Here is a 19,089-nt window from a genome sequence, read left to right as displayed (position 1 = left end):
GAACGCGCGGCGGGTCCAGGGGACCTCGGGCAGGGTGTAGCGGGAAAGGGTTTCGACGCGGGCCCAGAGGCGCTCGGCGTTCAGGGGGGGAAAAGCGTGTGGCATGAGACTTCCTGAAATTGCGCCAGGAATTATGGCATGCGTGCCTGCAGCGTCTGGCTGCGCGGCGCATCCAGGAACAGCGCCACCACGGCGGCGCAGGCCAGGGTGATCGCGATCAGCGCGTGCAGCAGTTGGCGGAAGGCCTCGTCATAAGCCTGGCGCAGCAGCGCCGGACCCGCGCCGGGCAGGTGGGCCAGGGCCTGCGCCATGTCGCCGGCCGCGAGGTATTGCGCGGCGGCGCCTGGATCCGCGCCGAGCCGATGGGCGACCAACAAGGTCAGCAAGGCGTTGACGCTGGCCAGCGCGATGCCTTCTCCGGCCACGCGGGTGGTGCTGAAGATGCCGGCGGCCATGCCCGCGCGCTCGGGCGGCGCGACGCTCATCGAGAGGCCGTCCATCAGGCCCCAGGGCAGGCCGGTGCCCGCGCCGATCAGCAGCATCGGCCAGAGCGCGGCCTGGGCCGGCTGTGCGACGCCGATGCGGCTGAGCCAATACAGGCCCAGGGCAGCGGCAAGCAGGCCCAGCGCGCAGCTACGGCCCGCGCTCATCCAGCGCGTGGTCCAGACGGCGGCCGCCGGCATGAAGAGCAGCGGCGCGGACAGGGCCGCCATCGCCAGTCCCGCGCCGGCTTCGCCGCGCCCCTCGATGCCGATGAAGCGGATCGGCAGCAGCACCAGCAGCACCACATAGCAATAGCAGGTGGCCACGGGCAGCATCTGCACGCCGACAAAGCGCGGATAGCGCAACAGCGCCAGGTCCAGCATCGGCCGGCGCACGCGCCGCTCGATTGCCACGAAGGCCAGCAGGCACAGCGCCGCCGCCGCCAGCAGCTTCCAGGCGAGCGCCGACGCGTCGCGCGCGGCGGGCGTTTCCAGGATGCCCCAGGTCAAGAGCGCCAACGCGCAGGTGAAGGTCAGGCTGCCGGCCCAGTCCAGCGGGCCCGCTTGCGGGTCCCGCGATTCCTGCATCCGGGGCAGGGCGACGGCCAGCGCCAGCGCGCCGACCGCGGCGCTCGACAGAAAGACCGAGCGCCACCCCAGGCTGTCGATCAGCAGGCCGGCCAGCATCGGCCCCAGCGCCAGGCCCGCGCCGAAACTGGCGCCGAGCAGGCCGAATGCACGGGTGCGCGCCGGGCCCGGGCAGGCGTGGGCCAGGGACGCCGAGCCGCCGGCCAGGGCCGCGGCGGCGCCCGCGCCTTGCAGCGCGCGCAGGCCGTCCAGCCAGGCCACCGTGGGCGCGAGCGCCAGCGCAACCGATACCAGCGCGAACAAGGCCACGCCGGACACGAACAGGCGCTTGCGGCCATAGGCATCGGCCAGCGTGCCCGCCGCCATCAGCAGGCTGCCGAAGCTCAGCATGAAGGCGTTGGTGATCCAGCCGAGCGCCTGGGCGCCGCCGCCCAGGTCGCGGCCGATGGCGGGCGTGGCGACGGCGCCGCCGGAAAAGCTCAAGGGCAGGATGAGGGCGGCCGTGCAGACGGCAAGCACGGTCCAGCCCGGGGAGACAGGAACTGAGGAAGAAGAAGGCATCGACGAATCAGGTTGGAATAGCCGGGATAGGCGTCGATGAAGGATAAAATTGCGTCAATGAAACAAAAACACCGCCGATATCCTGTCTGAGCGGATAAATAATCCTTAATGGGGCGGAAATGGACAGCCTGAACGGAATACACGCCTTCGTCCACGCCGCACAGCGCGGCAGCTATGTCGCGGCCGCGGAGCATCTGGGCCTGTCGGCCTCGGCCGTGGGCAAGAGCGTGGCGCGGCTGGAGGACAGGCTGGGCGTGCGCCTGCTCAACCGCAGCACGCGGCGCATCAGCCTTACCGAAGAGGGCGCGCTCTACCTGGAGCGCTGCCTGCGCATCGTGAACGAACTGGATGAAGCGGAAGCCGAGGTGACGCGGGGCCGCGAGGCGCCGCGCGGCCGGCTGCGGGTCAGCGTGCCGGCCATCGGCTACCGCCTGCTGCTGCCATTGCTGCCCGAGTTCACCCGCCGCTATCCCGAGATCGAGCTGGAACTGGATTTCAACGACCGCATCGTCGATGTCATCGGCGAGGGGCTGGACGCGGTGATACGCAGCGGCGACTTTGCGGATTCGCGCTTGAGGGCGCGGCCGCTGCGGCCTTACCGCTTCGTGGTGGCGGGCGCGCCCGCCTATCTGGCCGCCCGTGGCACGCCGCGAGCGCCGGGCGACTTGGACGGACATGCCAGGCTGGCCTATCGCTATCCGGGCACGGGCCAGGTGCAGCCATGGCAGTTCCGCGACGGCCCTGTCGCACCCGCGCCGGCGGCGCTGAGCTTCAACAGCGTGGAGGCGTTGATCGGCGCGGCCCAAGCTGGGCTGGGCCTGGCCTATCTGCCCGATTTTGCGCTGCGGGCGGCCTTGGACGAAGGCCGTCTTGCCACCGTGCTGGACGACTGTCTCGATGCCGGTGGCCGCTTTTCCGTGCTGTGGCCGGACAGCAGGCACCCGCTGCCCAAGCTGCGGGCCTTCGTGGATTTCCTGGCCGAGCGGCTGGGCGCCTAGCGCTTTGCGCGCCAGGCGGGCTCGCGCTTTTCCAGGAAGGCGCTGACCCCTTCGCGGGCTTCGGCCGTGCTGCGCACGGCCGCGATGCGCTCCACCGTGTCGGCGATGAGGGCGGCGTCGATCTCCTGGCCGGCGAAATCGCGCACCAGCCGCTTGCTGGCCTGCACCGCGCCGGGGCCGTTGTCGCACAGGGCGTGGCACAGCGCCTCGGCGCGCTGCGCCAGCTCGGCCAGGGGCGCGATATCGTGCACCAATCCCAGCCGGAACGCGGTCGCGGCGTCGAAGCGCTCGGCGGTCAGGAAGTACCGGTTGGCCGCGCGCTCGCCCATGGCGCGCAGCACGTAGGGGCTGATGGTGGCGGGCAGCAGCCCCAGCCGGGTTTCCGACAGGCAGAAATGCGCGCTGTCCGCGGCGATGGCGATGTCGCAGGCCGACACCAGGCCCATGCCGCCGGCATAGGCGTCGCCGTTGACGCAGGCCACCACGGGCTTGGGGCAGGACCAGATCGCGTGCAGCATGCGGGCCAGCTTGGCCGCGTCGGCGCGGTTCTCGGCGTCGGTCAGCGTGGCCATTTTGCGCATCCAGTTCAGGTCGCCGCCGGCGCAGAAGGCCTTGCCCGCGCCGGTCAGCAGCAGCACGCGCACGGCGGGATCGTCCACCGCAGCCTGCACGGCGCCGGTCAGGGCGGCGATCAGCGTGTCGTCGAACGCGTTGCGCATGTCGGGGCGGTTCAGCGTCAGGCGGGCGATGGGGCCGTCGTGGGCGACGTCCAGCGGGGCGGGCGTGGTCATTCCTGGTCTCCAGTTTTCTTGATTCAAGCTCAACAAAGCAACGGGACTAACGATCGATTCTAGGTTGAAATTTCTGTTCCGGCCATCGAATCGGAACAAATATTGAGTTATCCTCAAAAAAATAATGGAGCGAGACATGAGCCAGAACGCAGGCGGCGCGGCCGCCGGCCAGCGCTACGCGTCGGTATTCCGGCCGGGCCTGTATCAAGGCAAGACCATCGTCGTGACCGGGGGCGGCAGCGGCCTGGGCCGCTGCACCGCGCACGAGCTGGCGTCGCTGGGCGCAGGCCTGGCGCTGGTGGGGCGCAAGCTGGACAAGCTGCAGGCGGCGCAGGACGAAATCTCCCGCATCTATCCGGAGGCCGCCAGCCGCATCAGCATGCACGCCTGCGACATTCGCGACGAGGCCGGCGTGCGCGGCGCGGTTTCCGATGCGCTGGGGCGGCATGGCGCCATCGACGGCTTGTTCAATTGCGCGGGCGGCCAGTTCCCCGCGCCGCTGGACCGCATCAGCTACAACGGCTGGAACGCGGTGGTGCAGAACAATCTGCACGGCACCTTCCTGATGTCGCGCGAGGTCTATACCCAGCACATGCGCCAGCATGGCGGCGCCATCGTCAACATGCTGGCTGACATCTGGGGCGGCATGCCGGGCATGGGGCATTCGGGCGCGGCCCGCGCCGGCGTCTGGAACCTGACCGAAACCGCGGCCTGCGAATGGGGCCATGCGGGCGTGCGCGTCAACGCGGTGGCGCCGGGCTGGATCGCTTCCAGCGGCATGGACAGCTACGACGAGGACTACCGCGCCGTGCTGCGCGAATTGCGCACCAAGGTGCCGCTGCAGCGCTTCGGCACCGAGGCCGAGCTGGCGGCGGCGGTGGTGTTCCTGCTGTCGCCGGCCGCCGCCTTCATCAACGGCAGCGTCATCCGGGTGGATGGCGGCGTGCCCAACGCCCGCCATTCATGGACCCTGGCGCCCGCCGAGCGGGGCGAGGCCTACAACGGCTTTCCTCAGTACGAGCCGCCGTCCTTGTTTTCCGACGATTGAAGCCGATGCAGGGCGTCCCGTACTTCGCCGCGGAATTGCGCGAGCGCCAGCGCGTCCTGCGCGGGCGGTTGCAGCGCCTGCCACAGAAAGCCGACCAGCTGGTCGGCGGTGGCGGCCACGTTCACCCGCGCGCCGCGCAGGATGGCGTCCCACAGCACGTGCTCCATCGGCCCGTAGACGGCCGAGCGCAAGAGCCGCAGCGGCATGTCGCGGCGGATATCGCCGTCGGCCTGGCCCTGGGCCAGGATGCCCATCAGCGGCGCGGTGTAGCGGCGTTGCAGTTCCGCGTAGACCTCGCCGAAATCGTCGTTGCGCGCGCGCCCTTCGGACAGGATGAAGGCGCACAGCCCGGTGCCTTCGGCCAGCAGATGGCGCAGGTGCGCATGCACCAGGTAATGCAGCCGGGCCCGCGCGCCGTGCACGTGGGGCAGGCTGTCCTCGACCTTGGCGATGATCTCGTCGTACCAGTCGCTGATCACCCGCACGCACAGTTCGCGCTTGCCGCCGAAGTAAGTGAACACGGTGGCTTCGGACACGCCCAGGCGCTGCGCGATTTCGGTGGTGGTGGCCGCCTGGAAGCCGGCTTCGGAAAAGACCTGGCGGGCGACGCGCAGGATGTCGCGGATGCGCTGTTCGGATTTGGCGCTGGCCGGCGGGCGGCGCATCGGGACGGTGGCGGCTTTTTCCATGCGGCGGGGAGTGGGCTGGGGAGGGGCGGGGGCTTATTATTGAGCCAGGGTCAAGTTTGAGGCAAGACGTTACATCGCTGGCGCCGGGCGCCGGCGCGTTCGACAACAACATCAGAGACAAACCATGCTGTCCAGAGCCGATTCCTACGCGCAGCTCGCGTCCCAGTTCCAATGGCAGGTGCCGGCGGCCTACAACATCGGCGTCGACGCCTGCGACAAGTGGGCCGACGGCAGCGGCCGGCTGGCGCTGATCTACGAGCAGAGCGACGGCGCGCAATCGCGCTACACCTTCGATCAGATCAGGGCCCAGTCCAACCGCCTGGCGCACAGCCTGGAGCGCCACGGCGTCAAGCGCGGCGACCGCGTCGCCGTTTACCTGCCGCAGGCGCCCGAAACGGCGGTGACCCATATCGCGGTCTACAAGATGGGCGCGGTGGCGGTGCCGTTGTTCACGCTGTTCGGCGTGGACGCGATCCAGTACCGCCTGGCCAACAGCGGCGCGGCCGCATTGGTGACCGACGCGGAAGGCTGCCGCAAGCTGCGCGAGATCCGCGCCGGGCTGCCCGACCTGAAGGTGGTCTATTGCATCGACCCGGACTGCCCGGACGACGCCGTGCCTTTCCACGCTGCGCTGGCCGCCGAATCCGACGACTACACCCCGGTGGCGACGGCGGCCGACGACCCGGCCGTCATCATCTATACGTCGGGCACCACCGGCAAGCCCAAGGGCGCGCTGCACGCGCACCGGGTGCTGCTGGGCCATCTGCCGGGCGTGGAGATGTCGCACGAATTCTTCCCGGAGAATGCCGCGCTGATGTGGACGCCGGCCGACTGGGCCTGGATCGGCGGCCTGCTGGACGTGCTGTTGCCGTCCTGGCACCACGGCGTGCCGGTGCTGGCGCGCCGCTTCGAGAAGTTCGACGGCGCCAGCGCCTTCGAGCTGATGGCGCGCCATGGCGTGACCCACACCTTCCTGCCGCCCACCGCACTCAAGATGATGCGCGGCGCCGAGCTGCCGGCCGGCGCCGGCGCGCTGGCGCTGCGCTCGGTGGCCAGCGGCGGCGAGTCGCTGGGGGCCGAACTCATAGACTGGGGCCGGCGCGTGCTGGGCGTGACCATCAACGAGTTCTACGGCCAGACCGAATGCAACATGCTGGTGTCGTCCTGCTCGTCCCTGTTCGACCCCTGCATTGGCGCCATCGGCCGCGCGGCGCCGGGCCACCGGGTTGCTATTGTGGATGACCGTGGTGTCGAAGTGGCGGATGGACAGGAGGGGAATATCGGCGTATTGCGGCCGGACCCCGTCATGTTCCTGGGCTACTGGAACAACCCCGAGGCCACCGCCGAAAAATTCGCGGGCGACTACCTGCTGACCGGCGACCAGGGCGTGCGCGATGCGCAGGGTTTCATCCGCTTCGTCGGCCGCAACGACGACGTCATCACCAGCGCCGGCTACCGCATCGGCCCGGGACCCATCGAGGACTGCCTGATCGGCCATCCGGCCGTGCGCATGGCCGCGGTGGTGGGTGTGCCAGACGCCCAGCGCACCGAGATCGTGATGGCCTATGTGGTGCTGAACGCAGGCTACGACGGCAGCGACGCGCTGGTGCAGGAGCTGCAGGCCCACGTGCGCAAGCGCCTGGCGGCCCACGAGTATCCGCGCGCGATCCGCTTTGTAACCAGTTTGCCGACGACCGCCACCGGCAAGATCATCCGCCGCGAGCTGCGCGACGGCCGCTACGCCTGACCCGTCTCAACCGGTGACAATGTCGTCCAAGAGGATGGGTTGACGGGCAACCAGCCGCTGCAAGTATGATGGCGCAAATTGATACGGCCCCATGCCAATTGGGGCCGTATCACCATTAGCCTTACTAGTATGGAGATAAACCCCGATGAATAAGCCTTTGGATGGGGGATTGGCAGCCTTGAACGTGCCTGCCTATGTGAAGCACCGCGGCCTGATCGACTGGGTCGCCAGCTTTGTGGCGCTGGCCAAGCCGGACCAGGTCGTCTGGTGCGACGGTTCCCAGGAAGAATATGACCGGCTGTGCGAACAGATGGTCCAGGCGGGCACGATGCGCAGGCTGAACCCCGCCAAGCGGCCTAATTCCTTCCTGGCGTGCTCGGATCCTTCCGACGTCGCCCGCGTGGAGGACCGCACCTTCATTTGCTCCGATCGCGCCGAGGACGCCGGCCCGACCAACAACTGGGCCGAGCCCGCCGCCATGCGCGAGACGCTCAACGGCCTGTTCGACGGCGCCATGCGCGGCCGCACGCTGTATGTCGTGCCGTTCTCGATGGGTCCGCTGGGTTCGGACATCGCCCACATCGGCGTGGAATTGTCCGACAGCCCCTACGTGGCCGTGAACATGCGCATCATGACGCGCATGGGCAAGCAGGTTTATGACGTGCTGGGCGCCGACGGCGACTTCGTGCCCTGTGTGCATTCGGTGGGCAAACCGCTGGCCGCAGGCGAGGCCGACGTGGCCTGGCCGTGCAACCCGACCAAGTACATCGTCCATTTCCCCAAGACCCGCGAAATCTGGAGCTTCGGCTCGGGCTACGGCGGCAACGCGCTGCTGGGCAAGAAGTGCTTCGCGCTGCGCATCGCCTCCACCATGGGCCGCGACCAGGGCTGGCTGGCCGAACACATGCTGATCCTGGGCGTGACCTCGCCCAAGGGCCGCAAGTATCACGTGGCAGCCGCGTTCCCGTCGGCCTGCGGCAAGACCAACTTCGCCATGCTGATCCCGCCGCAAGGCATGGACGGCTGGAAGGTCACCACCATCGGCGACGACATCGCCTGGATCAAGCCCGGCAAGGACGGCCGCCTGCACGCCATCAACCCGGAAGCCGGCTACTTCGGCGTGGCCCCGGGCACCAGCGAGCAGACCAACTTCAACGCCATGGCCACGCTCAAGGCCAACGTCATCTTTACCAACGTGGCGCTCACCGATGACGGCGACGTCTGGTGGGAAGGCATGACGGACGAACCGCCGGCGCACCTGATCGACTGGCAGGGCCAGGACTGGACGCCCGCCATCGGGCGCGAAACCGGCCGCAAGGCCGCGCACCCGAACGCGCGCTTCACCGCGCCGGCCGCGCAATGCCCGTCCATCGACCCCGAATGGGAAAACCCCGAAGGCGTGGTCATCGACGCCTTCATCTTCGGCGGCCGCCGCTCCACCACCGTGCCGCTGGTCACCGAAGCCCGCAACTGGGTCGAAGGCGTCTACATGGCCGCCACCATGGGCTCGGAAACCACCGCCGCCGCTGCCGGCCAGCAGGGCGTGGTGCGCCGCGATCCCTTCGCCATGCTGCCGTTCTGCGGCTACAACATGAGCGACTACTTCAGCCACTGGCTGAAGCTGGGCAAGCAGCTGGAAGCCGCCGGAGCCACCTTGCCGCGCATCTACTGCGTCAACTGGTTCCGCAAGGGTCCGGACGGCAAGTTCGTCTGGCCGGGGTTCGGCGACAACATGCGCGTGCTGCGCTGGATGCTGGGCCGCATCGACGGCCAGTCCAAGGGCGTGGACCAGGTGTTCGGCATTTCGCCGAGCTACCAGGACATCGACTGGACCGGCCTGGAGTTCAGCCCGGACAAGTTCGAACAGGTCATGTCGGTCGACGCCGCCGCCTGGCGCGACGAACTGGCATTGCACCAGGAGCTCTTCGCCCAGCTCAAGCAGGGCCTGCCCGCAGACCTGCCGGCCACCAAGGCCAGCATCGAAGGCCGCCTGGCGGCCTGAGGCCGGCAGGGCGTCGAGAGGGTGTCCGACGCTGGCGCACTGCCGGCGTCTGACACTCCATGGGAAGCTTGCGCAGGTTGACGGATCCGCCCGGTTGCCAGACAGCCGGACGGAGCCGACTTCCGGCGACGGCCGCATGCGGTTTTTTGCGGCACAATCACCCCATGAAACTCGACGCCGAAGACCTCGCCAAGATCAGCTCCCTGACCGTCGCGCACTACCAAGAGAACGCGGAATCGTTCGAGGCCGGCACGCGCGACCATGACGTCAGCCAGAACATTGCGGCGCTTCTGCGCCACATCGAAGGCGATCCTCCCTACGACATCCTGGATTTCGGCTGCGGGCCGGGCCGCGACCTGAAAACGTTCGCGGCCCTGGGCCACCGGCCGGTCGGCCTGGACGGGACGCCGCGCTTTGTCGAGGTGGCGCGGCAGGCCACTGGCTGCGAGGTCTGGCAGCAGGACTTCCTGCGCCTGGCGTTGCCGCCAGAGCGCTTCGACGGCATCTTTGCCAACGCCGCCTTGTTCCACGTGCCTGGCCAGGAACTGCCGCAGGTGCTGCGAGCCTTGCATGGCGCGCTCAAGCCGCGCGGCGTGCTGTTCAGCTCCAACCCGCGCGGCGGCAACCAGGAAGGCTGGAACCGCGGGCGCTACGGCGCCTACCATGACCTGGAAGGCTGGAGCGCGCTGCTGACGGCGGCCGGCTTCGAGGCGCTGGAACACTACTACCGGCCGCAGGGCCTGCCGCGCGAGCAACAGCCCTGGCTGGCCAGCGTCTGGCGGCGTACGGTGTAGTTCAGGCGGCCTGGATGGTCCAGGGCGCATCCGGCAGATCGATCACTTCGCAATCCACCGTGGGGCCTGCGCGCTCCAGCACGGCGAATTCGCCGTCCGCCAGCGCCATCAGCGGGTGGTGCCAGACATCCCTGCGCAGCGTGATGCCCACGCCAGCGCCCGCCATGAAGGCGCGCAGCGTGGCCAGGTCCGGCGCCTCCGCGCCCAGTGCCACCAACACCACATAAGGCGTGCCTGCCAGCGGCAGGAAGGTCTGGCTGCCCAGCCTGTGGCGTTCCAGCATGCGCGCGGCAAAGGGCAGGGCGATCGCCTGCGCACGGAAAACCGATAGCGAAGGCCGGCCTTCCGCGTCCAGCAGATCGGGTTCGCCCATTTCCACTCGCAGCGAGGTGCCGGCGTTGATGGAACGGCCGGCGCGGCCGGCGCTGCTGACGACCTCGCCATAGGGAGCGAAGGTCTCGGGTGTCAGGGGCTGGGCGATCAGGGTGCGGGCAGCCATCAGAAATTGATCCCCAGCCATTCGCGCACCTGCTCGTGCAGGTCGCCGGCGAAGTCCTCCGGCGAACCCGAGGCGGTGATCTCGCCCAGGCTCAGCACGTAGATGTGGTTGGACATGGCCACCACCCGGCGCACGTTGTGGTCCACCAGCAGGATGCCCATGCCGGCGTCGGCGAAGGCGCGGATCCATTGGAAGACTTCGGCCGCGACGCGCGGCGCCAGGCCGATGCTGGGCTCGTCGATCAGGCAGACTTGCGGCTGCACCATGTAGGCCTTGGCGAATTCCAGCGATTTCTGCTGGCCGCCGGACAGGTTGCCGGCCTGGTCCTTGAGCTTTTCCTTCAGCACCGGAAAGCGCTCCAGCGTTTCCTTGAAGCGCGGCTCCAGCACGTCGCCGTAGCGCTTGCGCCGGCCTTCCAGCGGCAGGCGCAGGTTCTCTTCCACCGTCAGGTAGGGGAACAGGCTGGACTCCTGCGGGATGTACCAGAGGCCGTCGTCGATCATGCGGTGCGGCGGCTGGCCCGAGATGTCGCGCCCGGCGCGCGTGACGCGGCCGGACTTGGGCCGCAGGAAGCCGCAGATGGCTTTCATCAGCGTGGACTTGCCCGCGCCGTTCAGGCCGATCAGGCCGCTGATGCGGCCGGCCTGCACCGTGAGCGAGACGTTGCGCAGCACGTCGATGTCGCCCATGTAGCCCGCGGTCACGCCTTCCATGGCGAGCAGCGTGTCAGGCATGGTTCTGCTCCTCTTGTCCCGGTTCGCCCAGATAGGCTTCGATCACCGCGGGTTCGCGCAGCACCTGCTGCGTGGGGCCGTCGGCCAGCACGCGGCCGGCGTTCATGCACACCGAGCGCGGGCACAAGTCCACCACCACCGGCATGTCGTGGCTGACCAGGATGAAGGTCTGGCCGCTCTGGTTGCGGCGGCGGATGAATTCCGACATGGTTTCCTTCATGACCGGATGCACCGCGGCGAAGGGCTCGTCCAGCAGCGCGATGCGCGGCTGCGCCATGAAGCAGGCGCCGAACTCCAACAGCTTCTTCTGTCCGCCCGATAACTGTCCGGCGTCCAGGTGCATGACGTGGGCCAGCTTGAGCTCGTCCAGAAGATCCAGCGCGCGGCGGCTTGCGGCCGTTTCGTCCAGGCCCATGGCCAGCCCGCACACGATCAGGTTGTCATAGGCGCTGACCCGGTTGAAGACGCGGGTCATCTGGAACATGCGCAGCACGCCCAGCCGCGTCAGCCGCGTGGGATTCAGGCCCATCACGCTGCGGCCGTCCAGCAGCACCTGTCCCGCGTCCGCCGCCAGGTGGCCGGACAGCACATTGAGCAGGGTGGTCTTGCCGGAGCCGTTGGGGCCGATCAGTCCCAGCAGCTCGCCGTCGGCGACGTCCATGCCCGCGCCGTTCACGGCCAGCAGGCCGCCGAAGCGTTTTTGTATTCCGGATATCTGCAGCAGTGGCATCAGGCCCCCCTGGCGCTGGCGCGGGCGTCGCTGGATCGGCGCAGGAAGGCGCGGCGCGCCAGGCCCCACAGCCCTTCGCGGAAGAAGCGCGCGAAGATGATGACCAGCAGCGCGAATACGATCATCTGGATGTTGCCCGCGTCGCGCAGCAGTTCCGACGCGACGTACACCAGCACCGCGCCCAGGAGCGGCCCGACCAGCGTGCCCATGCCGCCGATCACCACCATGGCAATCACCATGCCCGTCTGCGTCACGATGCCGAGTTCCGGACTGACCAGCTGCGCGAAGGTGCCGTACAGGCCGCCGGCGAAGCCGCAGATGGCGCAGCTGACCAGGAAGGCCAGCGTCTTGTAGCGCACCACGTCGATGCCGCGGCTGGCCGCGCCGATCTCGTCGTCGCGGATGGCCTGCAGGAAGCGCCCCGGGCGCGCCCGCAGCAGCAGGAAGATCAGCAGCGTCACCGCCGCCAGCGCGGCCAGGAACAGGTAGTAGTTGCCCACGCGGCTCTCCAGCAGCGCCGGCACGTGCAGACCCTGGTCGCCCCGCGTGAAGTCGATGGAGTTGTAGATCACCAGGCGCACGATCTCGGCGAAGGACAGCGTGGTCAGCGCCAGGTAGGGCCCGGACAGACGCAGCACGATGCGGCCCAGCACCAAGCCGACCAGTCCGGGCACCACCGCGGACAACGGCAGGCCCAGCCACAGCGGCACCTGCCAGTGATAGGCCAGGAGACCAGTGGTGTAGCCGCCCAGCATGGCGAAGGCGGCCGGCGCCAGCGAGAACTGGCCGGCATAGCCCGCCAGCAGGTTCCAGCCGCAGGCCAGCATGGCGAAGTACATGCTGACGATCAGCACGCCCAGCCAGTACGGCGAGGACACGCCCAGCGGCAGCAGCGCCAGCACGGCCAGGAACGCCAGCGACAGCCGCATTTCCTGGGTCAGCTTGTTGCGCAGCAGATTGGGATGGGTCAGCGGATCCATGTTCAGACCTCCCGCGCGCGCTCGCCGAACAGGCCCTTGGGCCGGAACAGCAGGATCAGGATCAGCAAGGCCAGGCCGAAGGTGTCGCGGTAGTCATAGGACAGGTAGACCGCGCCGAAGCTCTCCAGCACCCCCAGCGCCAGCGCCGCGACGATGCTGCCGGGAATCGAGCCCATGCCGCCTATGACCACGATCACATAGGACTTGATCGCCGGAAACGCGCCCACGTCCGGCGCCGGGTTGATGACCGGCGCCAGCAGCGCGCCGGCCAGCGCCGCCAGCACGCCGGAGGCCATGAAGATGATGCTGCTGGCGCGCGCCGTGTCGATGCCGGCGATAGAGGCGCCCAGCCGGTTCTGCGCCACCGCCTGCACCTGCCGGCCCCACAGAGAGCGCTTGATGAAGAGCGCCAGTCCGATCAGCAGCACGATGGACAGGCCCGCGGTGATCAGCTTCTGGCCGCTCATCATGAAGGGGCCGATCGCCATGCGCGTCACGTCGGACAGCGCCGGGCCGCGCATGGGGTAGGGGCCCACGACCTTGTCCACCAGGTTGATCAGCAGCAGCGACAGGCCGAAGGTAACGACCACCGCGTACTCGTCCTTCATCAGCCCCCAGGAGCCGTAGCCCGCATACAGCGGACGCATCAGCCAGCGTTCCGTGGCCCAGCCCAGCAGCGCGCCAGCGGCGGCCGCGACCGGCAGCGCCAGCCAGGGGGGTACGCCCAGGGCCAGCGACACCAGGGTGTAGGTGTAGGCGCCTATCATGTAGAACTCGCCATGGGCGAAGTTCACGACCTTCAGGATGCCGAAGATCATGGTCAGGCCGACCGCCATCAGCGCGTAGTACAGGCCGATGATCAGGCCGTTGACGAACAGGTCCAATGCCAGCACTCGATTCTCCCTGGCGCCGGGGCGCGGCCCCGGCGCGTGTTGCGGTCACGGCGTGGAGGCGATCCAGCCTTCTTGCTGTCGGGGCAGCAAGCCGAAGACGCCGCGTGGGGGCGCCACTATTTCGGTTTGACCAGCTTGTCGACCTGCAGCGGCTGGCCGGTGGCCTGGATCAGCGTGGTCTTGCTCAGTGGCTGGTCCACCTCGGTCAGCTGATAGGTGACGTAGGGAATGTCGACCCACTGCTGGTAGGTGTAGCCGGGCTGCTGCGAGAACCCGAACTTGCCGCGCACGCCTTCGAACTGCATGCCTTGCAGCGCCTTGATGATGGCGGCGCTGTCGGTGGACTTGGCCTCTTCGATGGCGCGGGCGATCAGGAGCACCGAGTCCGCGGCCTGGAAGATCAGGCGGTTGGGTTCGGTCTTGGCCTGCTTCTGGTAAGTGGCGGCCACGTCCAGGCCCATCTGCGGCATGGGCATCTGCGGGTGGTAAAGGCCGAAGGCCAGCATGTACTTGCCGGCTTCCTTCACGTTCTTCCAGAAGTCCGGATAGTCGGCGATGCCGGCGCCGTCGTAGAACCAGGTCTTGGCGCTGGGCGCCACGCCTTGTTCGTAGAGCTGGTTCATCAGGATGTAGGCGGCCGGCGGCAGCATGATGTTGACCACCAGGTCCGGCGGGCTTGCGCGCAACGGCAGCACGGCCGGCGTGAAGTCCTTGCCGGCGCGGTCCAGCGCCACGTACTTGTACTGGGTCTGCGGCGCGGCCTTCTTGAGGAACTCGCCCAGCAGCTTGGCCTGGCCGATACCGTAGTCGGTGTTCTCGGCGAAGGCGATCACGTTCTTGACCTTCAGCGCCGCGATGGTGTCGGCCATGGCGCTGGAGACGCGGGTGTTGTAGTTGGCCGGATTGAAGACTTCCGGATAGCCCTTGGCGCGCACGTCGTCGGACCAGCAATTGGTGTTGACGTAGGGCACCTTGTAGCGGTGCGCGACTTCGATTTCGGCCAGGCAGACCGAGCTTTGGTGGCCGCCCGTCACGGCCACGACCTTGTCGCGCGAGATCAGTTTCTCGGCCGCCGCGCGGCCTTTTTCCGGAATGCCCTGGTTGTCTTCGTAGACGATCTTCAGCGGCCGGCCCAGCACGCCGCCCTTGTCGTTGATCATCTTGGCGATGATTTCCACGCCGTCCTTCACCTGGGTGCCTTGCACCACCGAGCCGGGCGGGGACTGCGCGATGCTCACGCCGATGACGACAGGATCGGCGCCGTGGGCGGCAGAGGCAAGTACGACCGCGGATACGGCTGCGGCTAAGCGGAGCAGTTTCATCGTGGTTTCCTTTTGGAAAGGATCAACGGCGATGCCGTCGCTCGCGCGGGCGAGGCGTCGGCGGGCGGGAACTCTGCTTGTTTGTAATCTTGTAGTACCGGTCTGACCAGTTAGGGCTTACCAGCATGGAGACCGGGGCCGGCGATGGCGCCGGCCCTGGCGGCGGCGTCAGGCCGCCAGCAGGCTTTCCACGCGGGCGGCGGTGTTCAGCACGCGCCAATCGGCGCCGCGCGCACCGGCGATCTGCAAGCCCAGCGGCAAGCCGTTGCGGCCGCTGCCGCAGGGCAGCGTCAACGCTGGCATGCCGGTCAGGTTGAAGGGCATGGTGAGGCCCGTGACGGCGGTGTGCAGCGGCACTTCGCGGCCCCCGATGGTGACCGCGCCGGCGCCGGAGCGCGGCGGCTCGATGCGCAGCGTGGGGGTGACCAGCACGTCCACCGACTGCATCGCCTGGTCGAACATGCGCGCCAGCGCGGCGCGGCCGCGCTGCGCCCGCGTGTACCAGGTGGCAGGGAAGAACTGGCCGATCTCCAGGCGCACGCGCACGTCGTCGCCCAGCGTCTCGGGCTGGTCGACCAGCCGGCGCCAGTGGATGTCGGTGGCTTCGCTGCACAGGGTGGCGAATTGCAGCGCCGCGCTGTGCTCGACGCCGGGCAGGTCCAGCGGCACCAGCGTGGCGCCATCGGCCTGCATCCGCGCCAGCGCATGGTCGACTGCCTGCGCCACGTCCTCGGCCAGCGGGTCGTAGAAGTAATTGCGCGGCACGCCCACGCGCAGGCCCGTCAGCGCGCCGGCGCTGACGGTGCGTTCGGCCTGGCCCGACATGATCGAATAGGCCAGGGCGGCATCCGCCACGCTGGCGGCTATGGGACCCAGGTGGTCCAGGCTGGCGCCCAGCGCCTGCGCGCCCTCGCGCGAAATGGCGTCGAAGGTGGGTTTGAAGCCGACCACGCCGCAGCAGGCGGCGGGGATGCGGATGGACCCTGCGGTGTCGGTGCCGATGGCCACGCGGACGATGCCGGCGGCCACCGCCGCGGCCGAGCCGCCGCTGGAGCCGCCCGCGGTATAGCCCGCCCCGCGCGGATTGCCGACCCAGCCGTAATGCGGGTTTTCGCTGGTGATGCCGTAGGCCAGCTCGTGCAGGTTGGTCGTGCCCACCACCAGCGCGCCGGCTTCGCGCAGCCGCGCCACGGCCAGCGCATCGTGCAACGCGGGCGGCGGCTTCAGGCCGCCGCTGCCGTTGGTCTGGGGAAAGCCTGCGACCTGCATCAGGTCCTTGACGGCGATCGGCACGCCCATCAGCGGCATGGCCGCGCCTTCGCGCAGCCTGCGCGCGGCCGCGGCCGCGGCGCCGTCCAGCGCCGGGGTGTCGGACAGGCTGATGAAGGCATTCAGGCCGGCCTGCTGCCGGGCTGCGGCCAGCGCGGCGCGGGCGGCGTCGGCGGCGCGCGCCGGGTCCTCGCGGCATTCGCGGGCAATGGCGGCGATGCCGCGGGCGTGGCGCGACACCGCGACGCCGCGGCCGGCCTGCGCGGCGGGCAGCCGTTCAGCGGGCGCGGCGGGCGGCGGCGCCAGGTAGCCCAGCTCGGCTTCCGGCGCCAGCGAGTCCAGCACGGTGAGTTCGGGCAGATTGACGCGCAGCCGGTCCAGCCAGGCCTGGCGGCGTTCGGAATAGGGGTAGTCAGCCAGTCGGGCCATGGCGTCGACGGCGCGGGCAAATCGATCGTAGAGGTCGGTCATGAGCGGCGCTATGTACGAGAGAGTGCGTGGGGCCCGCGGCCGTGCCGGGGCGCTTTGCAGTACGGCTTTATCCTAACCGGTCAGACCAGTTGAATGTCATAATGCCCAGGCAGTATATGGCTGTCAACGCCAAACCGGGCGGTAGCCGCGCACCCCTGCCTTGAGAATTCCGCGATGAACACCGTCGAACACATAGCCCAGCAGTTGCAGGCCCGCATCCGCCAGCGCGATTGGGCCGAGGCCGGCAAGCTGCCGGGGCAGCGCCAGCTGGCCGAGGAACTGGGCGTGAGCCGCGCCTCGCTGCGCGAGGCCATCACCATGCTGGAAGGGCTGGGACTGCTGCGCAGCGAAGCTGGCCGCGGCGTGTTCATCGCCCGGCCCGGCGAAAAAGGCCTGGGCAGCGCCTACGGCCGCTGGCGCTTCCAGGGCCGCTATGCATTGCGCGACGTCTATCTGGTGCGCAACCAGCTGGAGGAGCTGGCCGCCGGCCTGGCCGCGGGCGTCGTCACCCAGGCGGGGCTGGCCCGCCTGCGCGCCACCATCACGCACATGGAGCAGGCCGCCGACGCTGGCGACCTGGTGGCCATGTCGGAAGGCGACCGCGCCTTCCACGCCTGCCTGTACGAGATCGCCGGCAGCCCCATGCTGCTGGACCTGGCCGAGAACATCGCCGAAGTGGTGGACGGCAGCCGGCAGGTCGCGTTCGCCGATCCGGCGCGCGTGCGCGAGCCGATCTACGAGCACGCGGCCATCATCGACGCGCTGGCTACCGGTTCCGCCGACGCCGCGCGCCGCGCCATGCGCGCCCATATCTGCAACGTGGCCGACCGCGCGGGCCTGTCGCTGACGATCCCGGGCGCCTGAGTCTCCCTAGCGCTGTCCGTCGTGCACGGACACGGCTTCCTTGGTCAGTCCGCCCAGCCGCGAATGCACCCGGCCGCCCGTGCCCATGACCAGGGCGAACAGGATCTCGTTGGCGCGCGGCGCATCCTGAATGCCGATCTCGATGCTGTTGAAGTGGCTGCGCACATACGAAGCGTGGATGTAGTGCACCGGCACCATCATGCGGTAGCCAGCCACGGCCACGGCCTTGACGGCGGGCACCATGGCGCGGGGTTCGCCCAGCACGCTGCGCATGGCCCAGCCGCCGGCCTCGTGCCAGACCGCGCCATGCTCCATTTCGCCGTCCAGGCCGACGATGGCGGCCTTGCTGTAGACCTCGATCTGGTCCTTGCCGCCCAGCGTCTCGACCAGCTCGGTCGCCAGCAGCGTACCCAGGCTGCGCAGTTCCGCCATGAAGGGCATCAGGTCCGGCTCGTAGCGGCCGGCATAGGGATTGCGGATGACGGCGCAGGAAGCCGCCAGCTTGAGCGGGCGTTCGGGCGCCGGGCCGTTCTCGTGGTAAGTGGTCTCGACGATGAGGCAGCGTTTGCGGATATCGATCAGCGACATGCGGGGAATTCCTGGTAGCGGTTGAAAGAGGGCGTTCTATTGCGGCGGAATGCCGGTTTCCTTGACGATGGCGGCCCATTTGTCGATCTCGGCGCGCACGAAACCGCCAAATTCGGCCGGCGTCTGCTGCTTGACGCTCAGGCCCTGGCGTTCATAGGTCTGCCTGAGTTCGCCGTTGGCCAGGGCCTTGTCCAGCGATTGCGACAGGCGTTCGACCACGGGCGCGGGCAGGCCGGCCGGACCCATCAGGCCGAACCACACGGTCAGGTCGAAGCCGGCGGCGCCGGTTTCGTTGAGCGTGGGAATGTCCGGGGCCAACGGAAAGCGTTCGGGGGTGCTGACGCCGTAGGTCTTGACCTTGCCGGCGCGCGCCTGCTGCAGGCCGTTGGCCATATCGGTGAAGGTAAGGTCGACGGTGCCGCCGATGACGTCGGTGAGCGCCTGCGGACCGCCGCGATAAGGCACTGGCGTGACGTTGATCTTGCCCATGGCCGCGAGCTTGGCGCCGAACACCTGCGCGCTGCCCGAGCCATAGGCATAGGTCAGCTTGCCCGGATGCTGGGCGCCGTAGGCAAACAGATCGGATACCTGGGTGCCCGGCATGCGTGGCGAACCCACCAGCAGATAGGGCGTTTCGGCGACGGCGCCGATGGGCGTGAGGTCGGTGGCGGGGTTGTAGGGCAGGTCCTTGAACAGGCTCACGCCGCTGGCCGCCGTGGACACGCCCACCACCACCAGGGTGTAGCCGTCGGGCTTGGCGCGGGCCACGTCGTGGGTGCCGATGATGCCGTTGGCGCCGGGCTTGTTCTCCACCACAACCGGCTGGCCCAAATCGTCGGCCATGGCCTTACCCAGGCTGCGGGCCACCACGTCGGTGATGCTGCCTGGCGGAAAGGGCACGACCATGCGGATGGGGTGGTCGGGATAGCCCGCGGCGCCGGCGGGCGCGAGCGGCGCGCCCAGAACCAGCGCCAGCGCAAGCGCGGCGGCGGATCGTTTCATGCTTGTCTCCTGTGGATCTCGTTATCGTTGGCGTCCG

General features: G+C 68.8%; 18 protein-coding genes. 6 read left to right on the top strand and 12 right to left on the bottom strand.

Annotated features, from left to right (window positions below):
- Nucleotides 1-131 precede the first annotated feature (131 nt).
- Nucleotides 132-1,631, bottom strand: coding sequence for an MFS transporter (locus N5C88_RS06000; RefSeq protein ID WP_280014970.1), 1,500 nt, complete (start codon nt 1,629-1,631; stop codon nt 132-134).
- Nucleotides 1,632-1,750: 119 nt separating this feature from the next.
- On the opposite strand from N5C88_RS06000, the gene N5C88_RS05995 reads away from it, so the two are divergent.
- Nucleotides 1,751-2,629 carry a LysR family transcriptional regulator gene (locus N5C88_RS05995; RefSeq protein ID WP_118934960.1) on the top strand — a complete coding sequence of 293 codons (879 nt, stop codon included), beginning with the start codon at nt 1,751-1,753 and terminating at the stop codon, nt 2,627-2,629.
- Here N5C88_RS05995 and N5C88_RS05990 read toward each other — a convergent pair.
- Nucleotides 2,626-3,420, bottom strand: a complete 795-nt coding sequence (locus N5C88_RS05990; protein WP_280014969.1) for an enoyl-CoA hydratase/isomerase family protein — start codon at nt 3,418-3,420, stop codon at nt 2,626-2,628. The genes N5C88_RS05995 and N5C88_RS05990 overlap by 4 nt on opposite strands.
- Before the next feature lie 136 nt (nt 3,421-3,556).
- Between N5C88_RS05990 and N5C88_RS05985 the strand changes: the two genes are divergently transcribed.
- Entirely contained in the window at nt 3,557-4,468 is a 912-nt protein-coding gene (locus N5C88_RS05985; protein ID WP_280014968.1) for an SDR family oxidoreductase, read from the top strand.
- On the opposite strand, the gene N5C88_RS05980 is transcribed toward N5C88_RS05985, so the two are convergent.
- Entirely contained in the window at nt 4,432-5,157 is a 726-nt protein-coding gene (locus N5C88_RS05980; protein WP_059379347.1) for a TetR/AcrR family transcriptional regulator, read from the bottom strand. The two genes, N5C88_RS05985 and N5C88_RS05980, sit on opposite strands and share 37 nt — an antisense overlap.
- Before the next feature lie 124 nt (nt 5,158-5,281).
- Here N5C88_RS05980 and N5C88_RS05975 point away from each other — a divergent pair, with 124 nt between their 5' ends.
- The 3 genes from N5C88_RS05975 to N5C88_RS05965 all read left to right on the top strand — a co-directional run bounded on the left by N5C88_RS05975 (nt 5,282) and on the right by N5C88_RS05965 (nt 9,700).
- A complete protein-coding gene (locus N5C88_RS05975; RefSeq protein ID WP_280014967.1) occupies nt 5,282-6,904 on the top strand; it encodes an acyl-CoA synthetase in 1,623 nt (540 codons plus the stop codon).
- 145 nt (nt 6,905-7,049) lie between these two features.
- A complete protein-coding gene (locus N5C88_RS05970; protein ID WP_280014966.1) occupies nt 7,050-8,906 on the top strand; it encodes a phosphoenolpyruvate carboxykinase (GTP) in 1,857 nt (618 codons plus the stop codon).
- Nucleotides 8,907-9,070: 164 nt separating this feature from the next.
- Nucleotides 9,071-9,700 carry a class I SAM-dependent methyltransferase gene (locus tag N5C88_RS05965; RefSeq protein ID WP_280014965.1) on the top strand — a complete coding sequence of 210 codons (630 nt, stop codon included), beginning with the start codon at nt 9,071-9,073 and terminating at the stop codon, nt 9,698-9,700.
- A 1-nt stretch (nt 9,701) separates the two neighbouring features.
- Here the strand turns inward: N5C88_RS05965 and N5C88_RS05960 are convergent, their stop codons facing one another.
- The 7 genes from N5C88_RS05960 to N5C88_RS05930 all read right to left on the bottom strand — a co-directional run bounded on the left by N5C88_RS05960 (nt 9,702) and on the right by N5C88_RS05930 (nt 16,598).
- A complete protein-coding gene (locus tag N5C88_RS05960) occupies nt 9,702-10,199 on the bottom strand; it encodes an ureidoglycolate lyase (protein ID WP_059379351.1) in 498 nt (165 codons plus the stop codon).
- Nucleotides 10,199-10,933 carry an ABC transporter ATP-binding protein gene (locus tag N5C88_RS05955; RefSeq protein WP_059379352.1) on the bottom strand — a complete coding sequence of 245 codons (735 nt, stop codon included), beginning with the start codon at nt 10,931-10,933 and terminating at the stop codon, nt 10,199-10,201. The genes N5C88_RS05960 and N5C88_RS05955 overlap by 1 nt, the downstream gene beginning before the upstream one ends.
- Entirely contained in the window at nt 10,926-11,663 is a 738-nt protein-coding gene (locus N5C88_RS05950) for an ATP-binding cassette domain-containing protein (protein WP_280014964.1), read from the bottom strand. The genes N5C88_RS05955 and N5C88_RS05950 overlap by 8 nt, the downstream gene beginning before the upstream one ends.
- Nucleotides 11,663-12,643, bottom strand: a complete 981-nt coding sequence (locus N5C88_RS05945; RefSeq protein WP_251880737.1) for a branched-chain amino acid ABC transporter permease — start codon at nt 12,641-12,643, stop codon at nt 11,663-11,665. The genes N5C88_RS05950 and N5C88_RS05945 overlap by 1 nt, the downstream gene beginning before the upstream one ends.
- 2 nt (nt 12,644-12,645) lie before the next feature.
- Nucleotides 12,646-13,536, bottom strand: coding sequence for a branched-chain amino acid ABC transporter permease (locus N5C88_RS05940; protein ID WP_059379354.1), 891 nt, complete (start codon nt 13,534-13,536; stop codon nt 12,646-12,648).
- Nucleotides 13,537-13,652: 116 nt separating this feature from the next.
- Nucleotides 13,653-14,858, bottom strand: a complete 1,206-nt coding sequence (locus N5C88_RS05935) for an ABC transporter substrate-binding protein (RefSeq protein WP_059379355.1) — start codon at nt 14,856-14,858, stop codon at nt 13,653-13,655.
- A gap of 168 nt (nt 14,859-15,026) precedes the next feature.
- Nucleotides 15,027-16,598 (bottom strand): amidase, encoded by a 1,572-nt coding sequence (locus N5C88_RS05930; RefSeq protein ID WP_280014963.1) that lies wholly within the window; start codon nt 16,596-16,598, stop codon nt 15,027-15,029.
- A gap of 174 nt (nt 16,599-16,772) precedes the next feature.
- Between N5C88_RS05930 and N5C88_RS05925 the strand changes: the two genes are divergently transcribed.
- Nucleotides 16,773-17,462, top strand: a complete 690-nt coding sequence (locus N5C88_RS05925) for an FCD domain-containing protein (protein WP_054459156.1) — start codon at nt 16,773-16,775, stop codon at nt 17,460-17,462.
- Nucleotides 17,463-17,468: 6 nt separating this feature from the next.
- On the opposite strand, the gene N5C88_RS05920 is transcribed toward N5C88_RS05925, so the two are convergent.
- Together N5C88_RS05920 and N5C88_RS05915 are read right to left on the bottom strand one after the other, a co-directional pair.
- Nucleotides 17,469-18,050 carry an amino acid synthesis family protein gene (locus tag N5C88_RS05920; RefSeq protein ID WP_118933977.1) on the bottom strand — a complete coding sequence of 194 codons (582 nt, stop codon included), beginning with the start codon at nt 18,048-18,050 and terminating at the stop codon, nt 17,469-17,471.
- Nucleotides 18,051-18,086: 36 nt separating this feature from the next.
- Complete coding sequence (locus N5C88_RS05915) at nt 18,087-19,052, bottom strand: tripartite tricarboxylate transporter substrate binding protein (protein ID WP_280014962.1); 966 nt, start codon at nt 19,050-19,052, stop codon at nt 18,087-18,089.
- Between the last annotated feature and the right edge of the window lie 37 nt (nt 19,053-19,089).

This window comes from Achromobacter sp. GD03932 (assembly GCF_029839485.1).
In the GTDB taxonomy this organism is placed as follows: Bacteria; Pseudomonadota; Gammaproteobacteria; order Burkholderiales; family Burkholderiaceae_B; genus Achromobacter; species Achromobacter bronchisepticus_A.
The sequence above is the reverse complement of the archived record's forward strand: the minus strand, read 5'-3'. Positions and strand labels throughout refer to the sequence as shown.

Bases quoted from the DNA above. Each gene is read 5' to 3' on its own strand.
- N5C88_RS06000 (WP_280014970.1), bottom strand. From the start codon at position 1,631: ATGCCTTCTTCTTCCTCAGTTCCTGTCTCCCCGGGCTGGACCGTGCTT.
- N5C88_RS05995 (WP_118934960.1), top strand. From the start codon at position 1,751: ATGGACAGCCTGAACGGAATACACGCCTTCGTCCACGCCGCACAGCGC.
- N5C88_RS05990 (WP_280014969.1), bottom strand. From the start codon at position 3,420: ATGACCACGCCCGCCCCGCTGGACGTCGCCCACGACGGCCCCATCGCC.
- N5C88_RS05985 (WP_280014968.1), top strand. From the start codon at position 3,557: ATGAGCCAGAACGCAGGCGGCGCGGCCGCCGGCCAGCGCTACGCGTCG.
- N5C88_RS05980 (WP_059379347.1), bottom strand. From the start codon at position 5,157: ATGGAAAAAGCCGCCACCGTCCCGATGCGCCGCCCGCCGGCCAGCGCC.
- N5C88_RS05975 (WP_280014967.1), top strand. From the start codon at position 5,282: ATGCTGTCCAGAGCCGATTCCTACGCGCAGCTCGCGTCCCAGTTCCAA.
- N5C88_RS05970 (WP_280014966.1), top strand. From the start codon at position 7,050: ATGAATAAGCCTTTGGATGGGGGATTGGCAGCCTTGAACGTGCCTGCC.
- N5C88_RS05965 (WP_280014965.1), top strand. From the start codon at position 9,071: ATGAAACTCGACGCCGAAGACCTCGCCAAGATCAGCTCCCTGACCGTC.
- N5C88_RS05960 (WP_059379351.1), bottom strand. From the start codon at position 10,199: ATGGCTGCCCGCACCCTGATCGCCCAGCCCCTGACACCCGAGACCTTC.
- N5C88_RS05955 (WP_059379352.1), bottom strand. From the start codon at position 10,933: ATGCCTGACACGCTGCTCGCCATGGAAGGCGTGACCGCGGGCTACATG.
- N5C88_RS05950 (WP_280014964.1), bottom strand. From the start codon at position 11,663: ATGCCACTGCTGCAGATATCCGGAATACAAAAACGCTTCGGCGGCCTG.
- N5C88_RS05945 (WP_251880737.1), bottom strand. From the start codon at position 12,643: ATGGATCCGCTGACCCATCCCAATCTGCTGCGCAACAAGCTGACCCAG.
- N5C88_RS05935 (WP_059379355.1), bottom strand. From the start codon at position 14,858: ATGAAACTGCTCCGCTTAGCCGCAGCCGTATCCGCGGTCGTACTTGCC.
- N5C88_RS05930 (WP_280014963.1), bottom strand. From the start codon at position 16,598: ATGACCGACCTCTACGATCGATTTGCCCGCGCCGTCGACGCCATGGCC.
- N5C88_RS05925 (WP_054459156.1), top strand. From the start codon at position 16,773: ATGAACACCGTCGAACACATAGCCCAGCAGTTGCAGGCCCGCATCCGC.
- N5C88_RS05920 (WP_118933977.1), bottom strand. From the start codon at position 18,050: ATGTCGCTGATCGATATCCGCAAACGCTGCCTCATCGTCGAGACCACT.
- N5C88_RS05915 (WP_280014962.1), bottom strand. From the start codon at position 19,052: ATGAAACGATCCGCCGCCGCGCTTGCGCTGGCGCTGGTTCTGGGCGCG.